At 54.9% G+C, this 18,840-nt stretch carries 15 protein-coding genes and 3 pseudogenes; 13 read left to right on the top strand and 5 right to left on the bottom strand.

Translation table 11 applies throughout. From position 1 onward, the window contains the following. Window positions 1-12: 12 nt before the first annotated feature. Both OM794_RS21510 and OM794_RS21515 read left to right on the top strand, forming a co-directional pair. Complete coding sequence (locus OM794_RS21510; protein WP_226250930.1) at window positions 13-741, top strand: amino acid ABC transporter ATP-binding protein; 729 nt, start codon at window positions 13-15, stop codon at window positions 739-741. A gap of 123 nt (window positions 742-864) precedes the next feature. Continuing rightward, entirely contained in the window at window positions 865-1,260 is a 396-nt protein-coding gene (locus OM794_RS21515; protein WP_413229718.1) for a RidA family protein, read from the top strand. Here OM794_RS21515 and OM794_RS21520 read toward each other — a convergent pair. Further along, complete coding sequence (locus tag OM794_RS21520) at window positions 1,257-1,850, bottom strand: histidine phosphatase family protein (RefSeq protein ID WP_226250854.1); 594 nt, start codon at window positions 1,848-1,850, stop codon at window positions 1,257-1,259. The two genes, OM794_RS21515 and OM794_RS21520, sit on opposite strands and share 4 nt — an antisense overlap. A 173-nt stretch (window positions 1,851-2,023) precedes the next feature. On the opposite strand from OM794_RS21520, the pseudogene phnD reads away from it, so the two are divergent. From phnD to OM794_RS21550, 6 genes and pseudogenes are all read left to right on the top strand, one after another. Then, window positions 2,024-3,015, top strand: a pseudogene (gene phnD, locus OM794_RS21525) (phosphate/phosphite/phosphonate ABC transporter substrate-binding protein). Between the two features lie 73 nt (window positions 3,016-3,088). Beyond that, window positions 3,089-3,885: pseudogene (phnC, locus tag OM794_RS21530) on the top strand (phosphonate ABC transporter ATP-binding protein). Next, complete coding sequence (gene phnE / locus OM794_RS21535; protein ID WP_226250856.1) at window positions 3,872-4,684, top strand: phosphonate ABC transporter, permease protein PhnE; 813 nt, start codon at window positions 3,872-3,874, stop codon at window positions 4,682-4,684. The pseudogene phnC and the gene phnE (OM794_RS21535) overlap by 14 nt, the downstream one beginning before the upstream one ends. Beyond that, window positions 4,678-5,487, top strand: a complete 810-nt coding sequence (gene phnE / locus OM794_RS21540; protein WP_226250857.1) for a phosphonate ABC transporter, permease protein PhnE — start codon at window positions 4,678-4,680, stop codon at window positions 5,485-5,487. Before phnE (OM794_RS21535) ends, phnE (OM794_RS21540) begins: the two co-directional genes overlap by 7 nt. Before the next feature lie 171 nt (window positions 5,488-5,658). Continuing rightward, window positions 5,659-6,020, top strand: a pseudogene (locus OM794_RS21545) (host attachment protein). A 125-nt stretch (window positions 6,021-6,145) separates the two neighbouring features. Next, window positions 6,146-8,011, top strand: coding sequence for a methyl-accepting chemotaxis protein (locus OM794_RS21550; protein WP_226250859.1), 1,866 nt, complete (start codon window positions 6,146-6,148; stop codon window positions 8,009-8,011). Between the two features lie 4 nt (window positions 8,012-8,015). On the opposite strand, the gene OM794_RS21555 is transcribed toward OM794_RS21550, so the two are convergent. Beyond that, window positions 8,016-8,942: a LysR family transcriptional regulator gene (locus OM794_RS21555; RefSeq protein WP_088700197.1), complete on the bottom strand. Its 927-nt coding sequence runs from the start codon at window positions 8,940-8,942 to the stop codon at window positions 8,016-8,018. A 179-nt stretch (window positions 8,943-9,121) separates the two neighbouring features. On the opposite strand from OM794_RS21555, the gene OM794_RS21560 reads away from it, so the two are divergent. Then, a complete protein-coding gene (locus tag OM794_RS21560; RefSeq protein ID WP_133731876.1) occupies window positions 9,122-9,898 on the top strand; it encodes a ferredoxin--NADP reductase in 777 nt (258 codons plus the stop codon). 161 nt (window positions 9,899-10,059) lie between these two features. Here the strand turns inward: OM794_RS21560 and glnK are convergent, their stop codons facing one another. The 3 genes from glnK to OM794_RS21575 form a co-directional block, all read right to left on the bottom strand. Further along, window positions 10,060-10,398: a P-II family nitrogen regulator gene (glnK, locus tag OM794_RS21565; RefSeq protein ID WP_007112362.1), complete on the bottom strand. Its 339-nt coding sequence runs from the start codon at window positions 10,396-10,398 to the stop codon at window positions 10,060-10,062. 182 nt (window positions 10,399-10,580) lie between these two features. Beyond that, window positions 10,581-11,828, bottom strand: a complete 1,248-nt coding sequence (locus tag OM794_RS21570; RefSeq protein WP_226250860.1) for an ammonium transporter — start codon at window positions 11,826-11,828, stop codon at window positions 10,581-10,583. A gap of 44 nt (window positions 11,829-11,872) precedes the next feature. After that, window positions 11,873-12,211, bottom strand: coding sequence for a P-II family nitrogen regulator (locus OM794_RS21575; protein WP_007112359.1), 339 nt, complete (start codon window positions 12,209-12,211; stop codon window positions 11,873-11,875). 356 nt (window positions 12,212-12,567) lie between these two features. Between OM794_RS21575 and OM794_RS21580 the strand changes: the two genes are divergently transcribed. The 4 genes from OM794_RS21580 to OM794_RS21595 all read left to right on the top strand — a co-directional run bounded on the left by OM794_RS21580 (window position 12,568) and on the right by OM794_RS21595 (window position 18,733). After that, on the top strand, window positions 12,568-12,912 hold the full coding sequence (locus OM794_RS21580) for an accessory factor UbiK family protein (RefSeq protein ID WP_226250861.1): 345 nt from the start codon (window positions 12,568-12,570) through the stop codon (window positions 12,910-12,912). Between the two features lie 227 nt (window positions 12,913-13,139). Next, on the top strand, window positions 13,140-15,293 hold the full coding sequence (locus tag OM794_RS21585; RefSeq protein WP_226250862.1) for a TonB-dependent receptor: 2,154 nt from the start codon (window positions 13,140-13,142) through the stop codon (window positions 15,291-15,293). A 49-nt stretch (window positions 15,294-15,342) separates the two neighbouring features. Then, on the top strand, window positions 15,343-16,326 hold the full coding sequence (locus OM794_RS21590; RefSeq protein ID WP_226250863.1) for a helix-turn-helix transcriptional regulator: 984 nt from the start codon (window positions 15,343-15,345) through the stop codon (window positions 16,324-16,326). 304 nt (window positions 16,327-16,630) lie between these two features. Further along, window positions 16,631-18,733 carry a TonB-dependent siderophore receptor gene (locus OM794_RS21595; RefSeq protein WP_226250864.1) on the top strand — a complete coding sequence of 701 codons (2,103 nt, stop codon included), beginning with the start codon at window positions 16,631-16,633 and terminating at the stop codon, window positions 18,731-18,733. Window positions 18,734-18,840: the final 107 nt, after the last annotated feature.

Here is an 18,840-nt window from a genome sequence, read left to right on the forward strand (position 1 = left end):
ACTTCTGACCTGATGGTCGAGATGCACAACGTTAACAAGTGGTACGGTGACTTTCACGTACTGCGGGATATCTACCTGGAGGTAAAGCGCGGTGAACGTATCGTGGTTTGCGGCCCTTCAGGCTCGGGCAAATCAACGCTGATCCGCTGCATTAACCACCTTGAAGAGCACCAAAAAGGTGAGATCGTGGTGGGCGGTGTACCGCTGACCCAAGACGTTAAGCGCATTGAGCAGATTCGCCGCAGCGTCGGCATGGTGTTTCAGCACTTCAATCTGTTTCCGCACTTATCAGTGCTGGAGAACTGCTGTATCGCACCGATGTGGGTACAAAAGAAGCCCCGCAAAGAGGCCGAAGCGATGGCGATGGAGTACCTGGAGCGGGTGCGCATTGCCGAACAGGCGACTAAATACCCAGGGCAGCTTTCGGGTGGTCAGCAGCAGCGCGTGGCGATTGCCCGCTCACTCTGCATGCACCCGGATGTGATGCTGTTTGATGAGCCCACCTCCGCCCTTGACCCTGAGATGATCAAGGAAGTACTCGACGTTATGGTGGAGCTGGCGGAAGAAGGCATGACCATGATCTGTGTCACCCACGAAATGGGCTTCGCCAAAAAAGTGGCTGACCGGGTAATCTTTATGGATCAGGGGCAAATCATTGAAGAGAACGCACCGGAGCCTTTCTTCAATAACCCCCAGTCTGAGCGTACCAAACTGTTCCTTAGCCAGATTCTGGGACATTAATACACAGCCCAGACTGCAAAGCAGCTGTGGATAAGTAACTCATCATGGGCCTCTCTTGAGGCATGATGGTTAACAGACTTAAAAAACAGCCAGTAGAAACAGTTAACGAAGGATAAAAACATGATTGAAAAGCTGTTTATTGAACGTGCGCCACAGCCCATTGCGCCTTTTTCCCACGCCTGCCGTGTGGGCGATCTGGTCTTTATCACCGGGCAGATGCCGACAGTGCCAGAAACCAACGAAATGCTACTGGGTACCTTTACCGAGCAAACCCATCGGGTGATGCAGAACCTGGCGATTGTGTTGGAAGAAGTTGGCAGCGCCTTCGAGTACGTGGTTCAGTCGCGAGTGTTTATCACCAATATGGGCCACTTTGACGAGGTCAATAAGGTCTACGCCAGCTACTTCCCCCAGCCGCTGCCCACCCGCACCTGCATTGGGGTAACCGGCTTGGCGGGTGGCGCCGACGTGGAAGTCGATATGATTGCCTGGATACCGCCTGCTGCCGAGAACGCCTAACCGCCTATTAGGGTAACGCTCGCGGGGAGTAGTGCGGGCTGTTCACGGTGCTGGGTAAGGGGCTTGTTAGCCAGCGCCGTTAACAAAATCTGTAGCGGGTCACCATGACTCACCAGCAGGATGGTTTCACCGCTAGCCTGCTGCTCCCACGCCGCTATCACCGCCTGCATACGGCTCGCCACCTCACATAACGTCTCTACCTGATAGTGACGATGTTCGGCATCCTCGGCATCCAAAGCCCATATACTGGGATAGCGATCGTCTCCCTGCCCCTCTAATTCGCCAAAATGGCGCTCTCGCAAGCGCGTATCCACACTGGGCACTAACCCGAACCTAGCGGCCACATGAGCGGCGGTTTGGCGAGTGCGCAAAAAATCTGAATGCACCACTCGGGTTGGCACGGGCCACTGCCAATCGGCAACCAACTGGGCAAGTTGTTGCTCGCCATACTCGGAAAGACCGAAGTTTTCGATCCCTCGCTCTGGTGAGCTGACAATCACCCCCTGCTGATTCGCCTGGCTATGGCCATGGCGCATTAATAAGTAGCGGTTACGCCAATGGTCGGAGAGCGGCTGTAAAGTATTTGACATAAGTTCGTCACAAACCCTAGATTGAAGGTGTCTACTTTCGAAAATAATCATTCTTCACGCGGAATGTACACTTACGAAACATTTTCCGTTTTCGATAGTGCCAAAACGCAGTGAAGAGAAAAGTGCTTTACCCATAGCAAGAACACAACAATAACGCACCAATGAGGCTTACCATGGCAACTTCGCTCTTCCGCAAGCGCCCGCTTGCGACGCTTACCGCTATTTCTCTGCTACCGCTTGCTCTGCTCTCAACCCAGGCCCACGCTGAGTGTGAACGCGGCGATCTGGATGCCATTTACTGCGATGAAGATGGCGATATGGTCGCCGACCGCCCCGCCGATGAGTCTGAGTGGGCCAACCCGGATACGCTAATTTTTGCTTATACCCCCGTAGAGGATCCGGCCATCTATTCAGATATCTGGCAGCCCTTTATCGACCACCTATCAGAAGTTACCGAGAGGGATGTGCGCTTCTTCGCGGTACAATCCAATGCGGCTCAAGTTGAAGCCATGCGCAGCGGGCGGCTGCATATCGCCGGGTTCTCCACAGGCCCCACACCCTTTGCGGTGAATTTGGCCGGTGCCGTGCCGTTTGCATTAATGGGATCCGATGACGGCCAATTTGGTTACACCCTTCAGCTGTTTACCCACGTTGACTCCGATATTCATGACGTTGAAGACCTTAAAGGTAAACGCGTCGCCCACACCTCCCCCACCTCTAACTCGGGCAACTTAGCGCCCCGTGCCCTGCTGCCTGAGCTCGGTATTACGCCCGATGAGGATTACGAAGTAGTCTACTCGGGCAGCCACGACCAATCCATGCTGGGCGTAGTAGCCCAGGACTACGACGCGGCCCCGGTGGCCTCAGAAGTCGTCGAGCGGATGGCGGCACGCGGCCTTTACGATGAAGAGGACGTGCGCCTGATCTACGAATCCGACCGTTTCCCGACGACCTCGTATAACTACGCCCACAACCTGCACCCGGATCTGGTCGAAAAAATCGAAGAGGCCTTTTTCAGCTTTGATTTTGTCGGCACCGAGCTAGGCGAAGAGTTTGAGGGCGTCGAAAAATTCATACCCATCAACTATCAGGATAACTGGCAGGTGATTCGTACCATCAAGCGGCCAATAATGTGAGCTATACGCCCGAAAACTTGGAAGAGTAAAACCTGATTTCAAGTAATAAGGGCAGCACCGCCCTCGGCGGTGCGCTTTTTTCTCGACGATGGAAGCGAACACATGCTGGAAATTACCAATCTGGTCAAACGCTATGGCCACGATGAAGCTGTGCTGAAAGGGCTTGACCTCAAGGTAGAGGGAAACAGCGTTGTTTCTATCGTAGGCGCCTCGGGTGCGGGCAAAAGCACCATGTTGCGATGTATCAATCGCTTGGTAGAACCGACATCCGGCTCTATCAAGCTCAATGGTAATGAACTGGTCAACCTGAAAGGTGCTGAATTGCGCCGTGCGCGGCGCAAAATCGGCATGGTATTTCAGGGCTTTAACCTGCTGGATCGTTTAACCGTGATGGAGAACGTATTGGCCGGGCGGCTGGGTTACGTCAATCTCTATCAGGCGATTTCCCGCCGCTACCCCCAGGATGATGTTGAGCGCGCCTTTGTGCTCATGGAGCGGGTGGGCATTGCCCACTACGCTAACAAGCGTGCTGATGAGCTCTCCGGTGGTGAGCGCCAGCGGGTAGGCGTTGTGCGTGCACTCATGCAGGAGCCTGAGGTGCTGCTCGCCGATGAGCCAACCGCCTCGCTTGACCCGCGAACTTCTGAGCAGATTATGATTCTGCTGCAAAGCCTGGCCAGCGAGCTATCGCTGCCGGTGTTGATCAATATCCACAACGTTGCTCAGGCCAAAACCTATACCGAGCGCATTGTGGGTCTACGCCACGGTAAGATGATTTTGATGGGCTGCCTGCCGATTTCAACAAAGACGCGTTAGACGCCATCTACGGTGGTATTGAAGCGCCAGACGACGCGATTACCGAACCGTCTGCGGAGGAGCGCTCCCATGACTCCGCCTGAACCCTCTTCAACGACGCCACGCACGTGGAGAAAGCCACCGTTTATCACTAACCCGCTGCTGCGCTACGGGCTGATCATCGTCGCGGTGGTCTATTTGATCTGGGCCTTCGGCTCATTGCCGTTTAACTGGGAGCGTATCTCGGAAGGTTTGCCACGCGCAGCACGCATTTTTAGCGGTGGCTTTCCACCCAACTTAGAGCGCTACGAGCTACTGATAACAGGCTTTAAAGAGAGCTTCCAGATCGCCATTTTGGCTACCCTACTGGGTGTCTTTTTGTCGATCCCATTTGCTGTGATGGCGGCCCGCAACATCGCTCCTCTGCCCGTCTATATTGTGGGCCGCGCTGTGATCATCGTTTCACGCAGCTTTCACCCGGTGATCGTAGCGATCCTGTTTGTTGCCGCGGTGGGGTTTGGCCCGCTGGCGGGCATTTTGACCCTCACTCTCTACTCGATTGGTTTTGTAGGAAAGCTGCTGGCCGAAGAGATAGAAGAGATTGATTGGGGCCAGGTAGAAGCCATGAAAGCCGCTGGCGCGGGGTATGTGGCGATTCTGTTTTATGCCGTTTTCCCACAGATACTGCCACGCCAAGTAGGACTTTCCATGTACCAGCTAGACAGTAACCTGCGCGCATCAGCGGTGGTCGGAATCGTGGGGGCAGGCGGCATAGGCGGTACGCTAATGAACGCCTTTGGCCGCTACGACTACGATTTCGCCTTTGCCATTCTGCTCATTATCATCGCGGTCATTTTGTTCAGTGAAGGTGTCAGCGGCTGGGTAAGGAAAAAAATATGGTAGATCACGCACAGCAGCTTGCCGACCGTATTTGGCATCGCTATGACCGCAAACAGCGTCTTATACGTTACGGCGTACTGCTCGCTACGTTGATGGTAGTGGTTTGGGCGGTACGCGATATTGATATTTTCTGGCCCTGGGTTTGGGATGCACCCAACCAAATATCCGGTCTCGGGGCGCGCATGTGGCCGCCCAGTCCCGCAGGATTAAACAGCATTATCTCAGCACTGATTGAAACCGTGCATATTGCTACGCTGGCTACCTTTCTGACGATTTTCCTGGCGCTCCCGGTGGCCTACATCGCCGCCCAGAATACAACCCCCAACCGCGCCTGCCTGTGGCTGGGCCGTTTCATTCTGGTCTCTAGCCGCTCGGTGAATACGATTATTTGGGCGCTCCTTTTCGTGGCCATTTTTGGCCCCGGTGTGTTAGCGGGCATTCTTGCCATCGTATTTCGCTCAGTCGGCTTTATCGGCAAGCTGATGGGTGAAGCGATTGAGGAGATTGACCGACGCCCTGTAGAGGCGATGGAAGCGACCGGCGCCTCCAAGGCAAAAGTGGTCGCCTATGCAATTGTACCCCAGGTCATGCCCGCCTTTTTTGCCATTGTGATACTCCGCTGGGATATCAATATCCGCGAATCGACCGTGCTGGGGCTAGTGGGTGCCGGTGGTATCGGCGTTATTCTGCAGGGCGCAATTGATACCTTCGCTTGGCCTACCGTAGCAACTATTTTAATTGCCATTATTGTGTTGGTGCTGATGGGGGAAGCCGTCACCAGCTTGCTACGTAGCAAGGTGCTGTAGCCCCACGGTTTAAACCAGGTTGCTTAAGCCTTGGCAAGCGTTTGACCTAACGCCAAACGCTTGCCATGGTTAGATGACCATCAACGACATGGAGTATGCACAGCGATGACAACCTATATCGTGGTAGCCGACGCAGCTCGCGCACGTATTTTTACCCGGGATGCCTTAACGTTGGCGGAAAAGGAGAGCATGGTTCACGCTGAAGGACGCCTGCACGAAGGTGACTTGGTCACCGACGGTCGAGGCGATGTGCATGAGTCGATGTCCACCACCTCTCGCTCGGCGGGTGAAGAGGGAACGGCTACTAAGCACGAAAACGAGCTGTTTGCGAAAGAGGTCGCTCAGCGGCTTTACAACGCTCGAGTAGGCAACAGTATGGAGAAGCTCATTATGGTGCGCCGCCTAAATTTTTGGGGCTTTTACGCGATAAGCTCGATGCCCCTACCCAAAAGCTGGTGATTCATTCCCTATCAAAAGATCTAAGTAAAGCTTCCATGGCCGATATCCAACAAGCAGTTAGTGATTTACGCTAGTAATATCCAAAACTTAAAGCCCATCTAAGACTAAAGAAAGGGTCGCTCTCGCCGATAGCCTAGAAGACATTATAAACGGTACCTCCCCCTGAGTACTGACATGCACTTCTACGTCGAGAGCGACCATGCTATCTACCCTCCGAGCACGCATCCTATTGGCCGCATTAGTGGCGATTACCCTCGCCCTGGTGATTAACGGCATTGCCAGTTACACCACCGTAAAACACCATAATAGCCAGCAAATAACGCGCAATCTTAGCGCCGTAGTTAACGGTAATACGCAAGCTATCAATGAGTGGTTTAACGCACGCTATACCATGCTTTCCAGCATGGATGATGCAGCCAATAGCGATGACCCACTTGCCGCACTTCGACAACTGGCTGGCTCAGGCAGCTTTATGACAGCCTACATTGCTTATCCTTCCACACCAGACGCTATTTTTTCCGATGGATGGCAGCCCCCCAGCGATTACGACCCGCGTCAGCGGCCCTGGTACCAAGGCGCAGCCGAAGCGCAAGAGACCATTATTACGGCACCTTACACGGATGCCCAAACGGGGGGCTTAATCGTTACCTTTGCACGCCCTTTCTACCGTAATGGGCAGCTGGCCGCAGTCATTGGTGCGGATATTACCATCGAGGATGTGATCGAAATTGTTACCGGCATTGCCCCTACGCCATCCAGTTTCGGCTTTTTAACCACTGAAGACGGCACCCTGATCGCGCATCCTGACGCTGACATGACGCTCGAACCTTCCACACGTTTGAGCGATGAACTGACCAACACCCGGCTTAGCGAAATCGCCCAAGCCGATGAACCCCAATCACTTGCACTGCAAAACAGCGATACGTTGCTAATGGGCAATAACGTGGGTGGTAGCAGTGGCTGGCAGTTGATTGTGGCACTGGACGAAGACGAGGCAACAGCGGGCCTGCGCGCCATCGCCACGACATCGATAGTCACGCTGCTGATTGTGGCCGCAATCACGGCAGTGGTCTTCAGTTTGCTGCTTTCTCTGCTACTACGCCGCTTGCTGGGAGTTCGTAATGCGATGGATGATATCGCATCGGGAGAGGGCGATTTAACCCGACGCTTGCCCGAAGAGGGTAATGACGAAGTCACTCAAATTGCCAAGGCCTTCAACCGTTTCGTAGGTAAAATGGAGGCCGTATTAATTGATGTACGCACCAGCAGTGAATCTGTTCATCATGCGGCCAATGAGATCGCCATGGGTGGCCAGGACTTATCCCGTCGCACCGATAACGCTGCCGCTAGCCTGCAGCAGACCTCTGCATCGATCGAGGAAATCACCAGCACGGTTCAACACACGGCGGCCTCCGCAAAAGAAGCCAACAAGCTCTCCCAAACCGCTTCAGAGGTAGCCAACGAAGGTGGGAAGGTTGTAGCAAATGTGGTGACCACCATGGAAGACATTACTCACGCTTCGGATAAGATCGGCGAGATTGTCACCTTGATGAACAGCATTTCATTCCAGACCAACCTGCTGGCGCTTAACGCGTCGGTGGAAGCTGCCCGCGCTGGCGAGCATGGCCGTGGTTTTGCCGTGGTGGCCGATGAAGTACGCAAGCTGGCTGGGCGTAGCAGCGATGCCGCCAACGATATCCAAAAATTGATTGAAGATTCACAAAGCAAGGTGAATAACGGCACTACGCTCGTGCGCAATGCTGGCGCCACCATGCAGGATATCGTGGCGCATATTACCCGCGTGACCGATGTCTTGGAGGAGATCAATGCGGCCACCAGCGAGCAGAGTGATGGCATTAATCAGGTCAATGTTGCCGTCGCAGAACTGGATCGCATGACCCAGGAGAACGCGGCCATGGTGGAAGAGTCCACTACCGCTGCCGAGCAGTTGAAAGAGCAAGCCGACCATTTAGCGGTCACCATAGGCAGCTTCAAACTCTCTCAGCACCCATCGGCTCCGCTAACGTTAAACTCGCCCAAAGCCAAAGCGTTAGCATCATTTTGAGGGATTAAGGAATCGGCGGCAGCGCAATATCGTCGCTGCGCTTGGCCCCGGCCGTCATTTCACGGCACAGGCGCAGGAACTCGCGCACACCGGTGGTGAGGTATTTGTGCCGGTGCCAGATAAACGTAAACTGACGCTTTAGATCCAACTCCGGCGTCGGCAGCGGCACCAAGCTGCCGCGCCGGAAGGCATCCCGCAGCGCCAGGCGCGAGACACAGCCAATCCCCAGCCCTGACTCCACAGCACGCTTAATACCTTCCGTATGCTCTAGCTCTAGCAGGGTATTGAAGCGGCTTCGGCGGTGGCGGGCGGCGTGCTCCAGAGTCATGCGGGTGCCAGAGCCCTCTTCACGCATAATCCAGTCCTCACGCAACAGCTGTTCAAGTTCAAGGTGCTCGCGGCCTGCCAGTGGGTGCCGCGGCGAGCAAAACACGCACAGCTCATCTTCCACCCAGGGCTGGCTGATGATCATATCATCGTCGCACTGCCCCTCGATCAAGCCTAAATCCAGCGAGTGCTGGCGCACGCCCTCGATAATATGGCGGGTATTGCGCACAGCTAAGCGCACACGACTCCCCGGATGACGCTGCATAAAATCGCTAATAAGCAGTGTCGCTAAGTAGTTACCGATAGTTAGCGTAGCGCCTACATCAAGCGTACCAACCCCTTTCTGCCCACGTAGAAGCTCTTCAATCTCTTCACCACGGTCAAGCAGCGCCACCGCTTTGGGCAATAGCTGAAAACCGAGTGCGTTGAGTTTTAGGCGTTTCCCGATCCGATCCAGCAACTGGCAATCGAACTGCCGCTCAAGCTCCGCAAGTGCCGTGCTGGTCGCCGACTGAGACATGGCCAGTGCACGTGCCGCATGAGAGACACTTTCATGCTGGGCAACCGCCACAAAGACTTCCAACTGCCGCAGGGTGTAGTGCATAGCATCCGCCCTTTATTTGGTCTATATCTATTTTTCAGATAAGCGTTATCAATATAATTCGCTTAACAGATATACCACCCTTTGCTTAGACTTGCTGGCAACATATTTAAACATTTTTATTCTTTTTAAGAATATATCGATGCAGCCTAGCGCCAGCATCGACTAATGGAGAAAACGGCATGAGTAAGTTTGCTCTGGAAGAAGTGCTTAGCGTTCACCACTGGAACGACACCCTGTTCAGCTTCCGCACCACCCGCGAACGCAGCCTGCGCTTCAAAACCGGCCAGTTTGTGATGATTGGCTTGGAAGTGAACGGCAAGCCGCTGATGCGCGCTTACTCTATTGCCAGCCCCAACTACGAAGACCACCTTGAGTTCTTCAGCATCAAAGTACCCGACGGCCCGCTCACTTCACGCCTTCAGCACCTGAAAGTCGGCGATCAGATCATGGTCAGCCGCAAGCCCACCGGCACACTGGTATGCGATGACCTACTGCCGGGCCGTAACCTCTACATGCTCTCCACCGGTACCGGCTTGGCGCCGTTTATGAGCTTGATCCAGGATCCAGAAGTGTACGAGCGCTTCGAAAAGGTAGTGCTGGTTCACGGTGTGCGGGAAGTTTCTGAATTGGCCTACGCCGACTTCATCACCAAAGAGTTGCCAGCCCATGAGTACCTGGGTGAAGACATCGCTGAAAAGCTGGTCTACTACCCAACCGTTACTCGGGAAGAGTTCCACACCATGGGGCGCCTGACCGATCATATCCGTTCGGGCAAGCTGTTTGAAGACACCGGTCTACCGCCCATCGACCCACGCCAGGATCGCGCAATGATCTGTGGTAGCCCCGCCATGCTGGACGATACCAGCGCACTGCTCGACGAGCTGGGCCTGAATATTTCGCCGCGCATGGGCGAGCCGGGGGACTATGTGATTGAGCGTGCGTTTGTTGAGAAGTGAGTGGTGAGCGGAAAAATTTTAGCCGCTATGCCGCTGTAGTGATGCATCACTAGTACAAAGCCCCTGCTGGAGATGATCCGCAGGGGCTTTGTGCTGTTTACTACCTACAATTCAAAAACTTACTGCTTTTTATTACCATTCACCACTCACAGTTCACAAACCTAAACCGCGTCTTTGCCCGTTTCGCCAGTACGGATACGAATCACCTGCTCCAGCGGCATCACAAAGATTTTGCCGTCGCCGATTTTACCTGTGTTTGCCACCTGGGTGATGGCATCAATCACCTGCTCGGCCATGTCGTCGTCCACGGCGACTTCCAGCTTCACCTTGGGCAGGAAGTCCACCACATACTCAGCGCCACGATATAGCTCGGTATGCCCTTTCTGGCGCCCAAAGCCCTTCACTTCCGTTACCGTAATACCCTGTACGCCGATGTCAGAAAGCGACTCGCGCACATCGTCGAGCTTGAACGGCTTGATAATCGCTGTGATCAATTTCATTACCATATCCTCTAACTGGGTGGCCGTGATGGGGTCGGGTTGAACGGCTGCAAATGTTGCAGCCGTTAACCGCTAACTACCAGCATACACCGCTATCGGCAGAGAATAAAAAAGCCTCCCACTAAAGGGAGGCCAGAAGGAGCACGCCAGCTCACTAGGTCAGCATCAAATTACTTTCTACATTACTTTTTGACACCAAATTCAGGGTAGGCTTCAAGACCACACTCTGCGATATCAACGCCTTCGTACTCTTCTTCTTCGCTAACCCGGATGCCCATGATGGCTTTCAGAATGAGCCATACCACCAGACTGGCCAGGAATACCCAAGCGAAGATACCTACGATGCCGATGATCTGGGCACCGAATGATGCGCCGTCATTGTTCAGCGGCACCGCCAGCACGCCCCAGATACCGACAACACCGTGAACCGAGATTGCGCCGACCGGATCATCCAGCTTCACTTTATCGAGGGTGACGATGGCTGCGACCACGATGATGCCGCCAATCGCGCCGATAATGGTCGCGCTCAGTGCGGTCGGAGAGAGCGGATCAGCGGTGATGGCCACCAGGCCAGCCAGCGCACCGTTCAAGGCCATGGTCAGATCCGCTTTGCGGAACCACAGTTTGGCCAGGATCAGGGCAGCAATAACACCACCCGCCGCTGCTGCATTAGTGTTTACAAACACCTGTGCCACGTTGTTAGCAGAATCGACAGCCGCAAGTTTGAGCTCAGAACCGCCATTGAAACCGAACCAGCCCATCCACAGAATGAAGGTACCCAGCGTTGCCAGCGGCATGTTGGCACCGGGAATAGCGTGGATAGAACCGTCTTTACCGTATTTACCTTTACGTGGGCCTAGCACGATCACACCCGCTAACGCAGCCGCCGCACCGGCAAGGTGCACAATGCCTGAACCCGCATAGTCAGAGTAGCCCACTTCAGACAACCAGCCGCCACCCCAAGTCCAGTAGCCAGACACCGGATAGATAAACGCGGTCATTACCACAGCAAAGGCCAGGAATGCCCACAGTTTCATACGCTCAGCCACGGCACCCGAAACAATCGACATGGCGGTTGCCACGAACACGACCTGGAAGAAGAAGTCAGACCGCATGGAGTAGTAAGGCGCGTCATCGCCGCCTGCGGTAACCGCATCCACACTGTTTTCAGCGCCAATCAAGAAGCCCAGATTGGGAAGGAAGCCGCCAGCGCTGCTGGAGTACATGATGTAGTAGCCCACCAGCAGGTACATGGTGCAGGCAATGGCGAACAGAGCTATATTCTTGGTCAGGATCTCAGCGGTGTTTTTGGAGCGTACCAAGCCCGCCTCTAACATTGAGAAGCCTGCCGCCATCCACATGACGAGCACACCGCAAATTAGAAAGTAGAACGTATCGAGCGCGTAGCTCAGATCAGTCAACTCATTCATTGTAAGTTCCCCGTTGAACTATAGAAATGATCCGAAAAACAGCGTTAAACGGCGTCTGCACCGCGTTCGCCTGTCCGAATCCGAATAACGTCTTCAAGCGGTGTCACAAACACCTTGCCGTCACCGATCTTGCCGCTGTTAGCCGCACTACAGATCGCATCCAGTACGCTCTCTAAACGGGCGTCATCTACGGCCACTTCCACTTTTACCTTGGGTAGAAAATCGACGACGTATTCAGCGCCACGATACAACTCGGTATGCCCTTTCTGACGGCCAAAACCTTTAACTTCAGTGACCGTAATGCCCTGAACGCCGTTGTCGGCTAATGCCTCACGAACGTCGTCGAGCTTAAATGGCTTGATGATAGCGGTGATGAGTTTCATCCCGGATCTCCCCTGCTGGATAAGTCCTGCTAGATTGGTAGCGGCACAGCCGCCAGAATAAGCACCTGAACCGATAATGCGCATACTGTGCCAGCTGACTTTTTTTTCTTATAAGTCAACTGGTTACCTGAAAACCAAGCGTCCTGCAGAGCTAAATCTGAGCAAAGTCCATTAATGCGCCACCGCTATTGCACCAAAAAAGAGCGCAAGCAAAAGCAGCACGCTCCATTTCGATGCAAGCCACACGATTAACAGGAAATTCACTCGGCGCATGCGAATTCGCCGACTGTTGCGTATCCTTACCGGTAAGCAACTTTTGAAATATTCATTTAGCGAGTTATTAAGGAGAGAGCGCGATGGTGCCTCAAGACCGCATCAGCCGACTGGCCCAGCAGATTGGCGACCGTTTACAAAACGCCTCCCAGGCGCCGGAAGATATTCAAAAGGGCGTGCAGCAAGTCGTACGCGGTGCCTTTGACCGCTTGGAGCTTGTCTCGCGGGAGGATTTCGATATTTTAATGGACGTATTGCAACGTACCCGTTCACGGGTAGAGACGTTGGAGCGCCAAGTGGCTAACCTTGAAGCGACCGTTGAAGCTGCTGCCCCAGTGGCCACGCCAATGGAAGCAGAGGTACCGCCGGTACCGACCCCCGAACCGGACGCCGATACAGATACAGACCAGAAGAATAAGCCTGCTTAACCCTTCCGCTTTATGCGCAGCAATAGGGCATTGGCCTGTTGCTGCGCCTTACTCTTGCTACAAATATTCATTCACTGGGACGGGCAGGTCGGCGAATGCCTCTACCCATCAACCATTGTTAACCAAAAAACAAATACGAATCACTATCGTTGACTTTGCCTTACATGATGATAACCTCCGCTTCTTACTTGCTTATTTCCTCTCTTATCGTTTGCGGATCGTTACCCATGCACGCGCTGTTATTTGCAAAATCGCCTTTTTCCAAATCGCCGTCTTCAACCGCTGCGCTCATTGGCACCGGCCTTTTACTGGGTTTCTCCAGCAGTGTTTTCGCCCAAAATACGGTGTCAAACGCGGACGAAGAGGAGACCATGGTTGTCGTGGGATCCCGTACGCCCACCCAGATTAGCCAAATCCCTGGTGCGGTATGGGTCATTGATAAAGAGATGCTGCAACAACAGACCCGCAATGGTGCAGACCTCAAGACAGCACTGGGGCGTCTGGTGCCGGGGCTGGATCTGGCACCGCAAGGGCGCACCAATTATGGGCAAAATATGCGCGGTCGTGGTGTACAGGTACTGATCGACGGTGTATCGCTGAACGGTTCCCGTAGTCTTTCCCGCCAGTTCGATGCCATCGACCCCTTTAATATCGAGCGTGTGGAAGTGCTTTCCGGCGCCAGCAGCCTGTATGGCGGCGGCGCTACGGGTGGCTTGATCAATATTATTACCCGCAAGGGCGAAGAAGGCCTGAACTGGCGGACGGAAGCTGGCATCACATCCGGCTTTAACAACAGCGATGATATGGACCGCCGCCTCTCGCAATCGATCAGCGGTGGAAATGAGTTTGTTCAAGGCTACCTGGGTACAGCCATTAGCGATAACGGCCGCCACTATGACGGTAGCGGCCAGGAAATCTTCCCTGATATCGCCCAGACCGACCTGCAGGACAATCGCAGCATTGATGTATTGGGCAACCTCTCTTTCCGCTTGACCGACGAACAGAGTCTGGAATTGGGTGCCCAGCTCTACCGTTCAGGCTTCGAAGGCAACCGGGGTGTTTATTTTCCCAACCTCGACGCGGCCACGCCCAACTTAAATGATGCCGAGATTCGCGATGGCTACCGTTCACAGCGCGATCCGGAAACCGACCGTAAACTCGTCAACATTAACTATCACCACGCCAACCTGTGGGGGCAAAACTTCTACCTGCAGGCATTTCACCGGGAGGAGGAGTCCAGCTTCCAGGCATTTCCCTACCCAGTCGACGACGGTCTGCAATTTCGCGCCTCACAGCAAAACACCGACTTAAGCGGCATCAAGGCGCTGTTTGAGTCACGCCTGGGTGATGACGTTTCGCTAACCTACGGCCTCGATCTGGATCGTGAAACCTTCGATGCCAGCCAAATGCTGTTCGATACCGACATCTCGAACGCCTCCGGCGGTCTGGTGCAACAGGCATCTGGCGTTGAACCCCGTTACCCCGGCTATCAGGTGGACGGGCTCTCAGGCTTTGTGCAGGGCGACTGGCAAGCCACTCAGGCACTTAAACTCTCTGCCGGTTTGCGCCAGCAGCACATGGACGTCGAAGTGGATGAATTCCAGGGGATTCCTGGCGGCAAAAATGACTACGAAGCGACGCTCTTCAATGCTAGCGCCCTCTACGACTACCGCAATGGACACCAGAACTGGCTGCAGTTCAGCCAGGGCTTCGAACTGCCAGATCCCGCCAAATACTACGGCAAGAGCCCCGACGTCAGTGTCGATAACAACCCGTTATCTGCCATCGAGACGGATCAAGTAGAGCTAGGCTGGCGCTACCAGGGGGGCAACTGGACGGCCCAAACAGCGCTTTACTACGCCTGGTCGGACAAGGCGGTAGAGAACGCCGAGGATTTAAGCGTCAGCGTTGTGGATGAGAAGAAGCGTGACTTCGGCCTGGAAAGCGCCGTGACCCGTTACTTTGATAATGGCCTGGAGGCCGGGGGCACTCTGCACCTGGTGCGTTCCGAGCAGGAGAACGACCAAGGGGAGTGGGAGAAACGTGACGCCCGCTATGCCTCGCTCTCTTCCGCCACCGCCTTTATCGGCTGGACAGATTATGTTCGCTCGGCGCGCTTGCAGGCCAACCATAACTTCGACCTGAAGGACGATGCTGACCGCGAGATCGATGGCAATACCACCCTCGACCTATCGCTCAGTCAAGACACCGACTTCGGCACCCTAAGCCTGGGCGTGCAGAACCTGCTGGATGACCAGTACTCCACCGTCTGGGGTCAGCGCGCCGCCATGTTCTATTCGCCCTACTACGGCCCGGAATACCTCTACGACTACCAGGGCCGCGGGCGTACTTACACACTAAACTGGTCGATGGAGTACTGAGTGCTGGTTCACTACTCGCTGACAACCGCTCAAGGGTGAGGTAACGGGGATGGCTACACTCGGCTCAATAACGCCATCTTGCGTACCACTCACCACCCATGACCTGCTGGCTATTGGTCAGCGCTTCGGGATCGACTACCGCTTTCCCGAAGCGCCTGACCGCTCCCAGCCAGCGCCCTGTGTTGCCCGTGGGCGGGTGATGGACGTCGAGATAGACCCCACGCTGCGGGTGACACACTCTGATCTTGACGTCCTGCACGCTTACGCCTCCACTTCACGGCGTGCCGCGCCGTGGTTTCTCAGCGTGATACTCGAGGGCCATATCCAAGTCGGCCTAGGGCAACAGTCGTTTCAGTTGCAGGCCGGCGGCGCCTTCAGTGCCCATTTCAACGAGCAGACCGGGCTTGAGGTCTTCCAACCCGCACCACAGCATTTGCGCATCCTCAACCTCTCAATTCTCGCGGACAGCGGGTCTCTCTCTTTCTCGTCTACCAACGTGGCCCCACCGTCAACGCCGGTGCTGCATACCTGGCAGGTGCCGCCGCTTCTTCGCCATAGTCTTGAAGCGGCACTGGCGTCGAACTGGCCAGCAGAGCGACAGCGCCTATTATGGCAGGGCCTAGCACTCCAGTTGCTCGCTCACGGGCTGCCCGACGCCTACCTCGAGCCCAGAGAAACAGAGCAAGCAGTAGGCCAATCGCAGGGGCTCTCCCATCGCGATCACCAACGTCTGGAACGTTTGCGCAAGCAGCTCGAAGAGCACCCCTACCAGGTGTATCGGCTGGAGCAGATGGCCCGCAATGCGGCCATGAGTCCCAGCAGCCTACGCAGCAAATTTCAGCGCTGCTACGGCTGCTCAATATTCGACTATTTACGCCGTTGTCGCCTGACCCAAGCTCAAGACTACTTACGCAAAGGTTATAGCGTGCAGCAAACCGCTCACGCCTGTGGCTACCGCCACGCCACCAATTTTGCCACCGCCTTTAAGCGCGCTTTTGGCATTGCGCCCCATGAAGTACACCATCGCCATTAAAAGCCGCAGGGTTGTTTTTGGAGCGGTCAGGAGCCTCTGATTAACGTAATGAGCGCAGGCCAGACAAGGCAAAAATCAACGAAAAAGCGGAGTTTACGTGGGTGTAAATGAGCATTTTGAGGCGATTTTTAACGCCGTATGGGCAAGCGTAATAGTTAATCAGAGGTTTCCTAAGTTCCTCTGTTGGACATTTTTTGGCAGTACGCATACGCCCTTTGTCATTGCGCATACCTTTCAGCAGCCATTAAGCGCAATAATTCTCATTAACACATTGGTTAATTGATGCTTATTGCAGGTACCTCCTATGTTAATCCCCCATCACCGTTTTCTACGCTCTCCGCTTAGCGTCGCCGTTCTCTCGGCACTGGCTGTTTCTCCGCTATACGCTCAAGAAAGCACCGAGTTAGCCACCGTCACGGTCACAGCCCAGCAGGCTGCCACCAAAGTGGAAACGCCGACGATCGAAATACCCCAGAGCGTTTCCACGATTACCCGCGAACAGATGGATAACCGCGGGGTAAGTACCGTGCAGCGCGCCACCAACTACACGCCCGGTGTTTACAGCAATCAGGTAGGCGCCTCCAATCGCTTCGACTACTTGGTACTGCGCGGGTTTTCTGACGGCAGCTTGAGCAATACCTTCCTGGATGGCCTGAAAGTCATGGGTGATGCCAACTCCCATAGCAGTATGCGCATCGACCCATGGTTTCTGGAAAGCATTGAAGTGGTGCGCGGGCCCGCCTCGGTGCTCTATGGCCGCGCTTCCCCTGGGGGGGTGGTCGCCCTGAACAGCAAGCGGCCGGAGTTTGAACAGGGAGGTGAGCTGCGTTTCCGGGTCGGCAATAACAACCAACGCAGCGCCGCTTTTGACCTCACCGGGCCTATTGGCAAAGAGCAACGGGTGGCCTTTCGCCTGACCGGTATTGCCAGCGCCGCGGATACCCAGTTTGGCCCGGCAGAAGAGGAACGCTATGCCATTGCGCCCCGGCTCACCTGGGATATCACCGATGACACCAACCTAACCGTAGAAGCCTACCTACAGGATGAACCCGAAGGCGGCTACCACTCCGGCGTACCTTATGAGGGGGCCGTGGTCGCCCATAATGGCCGCAAGATCGGCAACAACTTCTTTGATGGTGAAGAGGATTACGACACCTACGAGCGAACCCAACGCATGTTCGGCTACGCCTTGGAACACCGCTTCAACGACCAGGTGACCGGCCGTCAATTGATGCGCTACCTCAATTCAGACGTGGTACTCAACCAGGTCTACGGCTTTGGCTGGGTATCACCGGAATCTGACGAGCTCACCCGCTACTACTCCGGCAGCGATGAGTCCCTGGAAGCCTGGACGCTCGACAACCAGTTAGAAGCCAACATTAGCAGCGGCTTTATGGATCACACGCTGCTGTTCGGGGTGGATTACCAGCAGCGGGAGAACGATGTATCGTGGCCCACTGGGTATTTCCCGCCGCTCAATGCGTTTGACCCGGTTTATGGCAGCGACCCCATCGAGTTTTACGCCCCGGTGCGTGAACGCCATAAGATCGATCAGACCGGGGTATACCTGCAGGATCAGATAGCCATGGATAACTGGCGCTTCACTCTGGGTGGCCGCTACGACTGGGTGAGTATCGACAATACCGACCGCGATAGCGGTGACACCAGCTCCCTCAGCGATACCCAGTTCAGTGGCCGCGCCGGGGTGGTCTACCTGTTTGATAATGGCGTGGCTCCCTACCTTAGCTACTCCACCGCGTTCACCCCCACCAGCTTCGTGGATGAGCGTGGCGACCTGCTGAAGCCCATGGAGGGCGAACAGTGGGAAACCGGCGTTAAATACCAGCCCAGCGGCAGCCAAAGCCAATACAGCGCGGCGCTGTTCCATATCCGCCAGGAGAACGTTGCCACCAAAGAGCAGCCCACCGATCCATACCGCGCAGTGGGGGAGATCGAATCCCAAGGGCTGGAGCTGGAAGCGCAAACCCAGCTAACGGATACCCTCTCGGTTCAGGCAGGCTATAGCTTCACCGACATCACCTACGCCAAAAGCGATGATGGTAATCAGGGCAACAACGCCATTTATTCACCACGCCATCAAGTGCAGCTCTGGGGCCACTACGAGGCCAACAAGGGCTGGCTAAATGGCGTAGATATGGGTGTCGGCGTGCGTCACTACGCGGATATCGCCGCTGACCGGGCCAACACCGAAACCGTGCCCGACTACACCCTGGTGGATGCCACCATTGGCTACGACCTGAGCCATGTTGGCGTTCAAGGTGTCGAAACACGTTTAAACGTGAGCAATCTACTCGATAAAGACTATGTAGCCTCCTGCAACTCGCTTGAGTATTGCTACTTCGGTGCGGAGCGCGGCGTCACCGCCAGCGTTCACTACCGTTTCTAAACGCTCGTGCTAGGCAGCGGTTCCAGCCCTTATCTAAGCATCGTTAATTTCTTGTAACTCCACCTGCCCAGGCCACTCCACCTGGGCATTTTTTTCTTGAATGCAGG

The sequence above is a fragment of the Halomonas sp. BDJS001 genome (genome assembly GCF_026104355.1).
Taxonomy (GTDB): domain Bacteria; phylum Pseudomonadota; class Gammaproteobacteria; order Pseudomonadales; family Halomonadaceae; genus Vreelandella.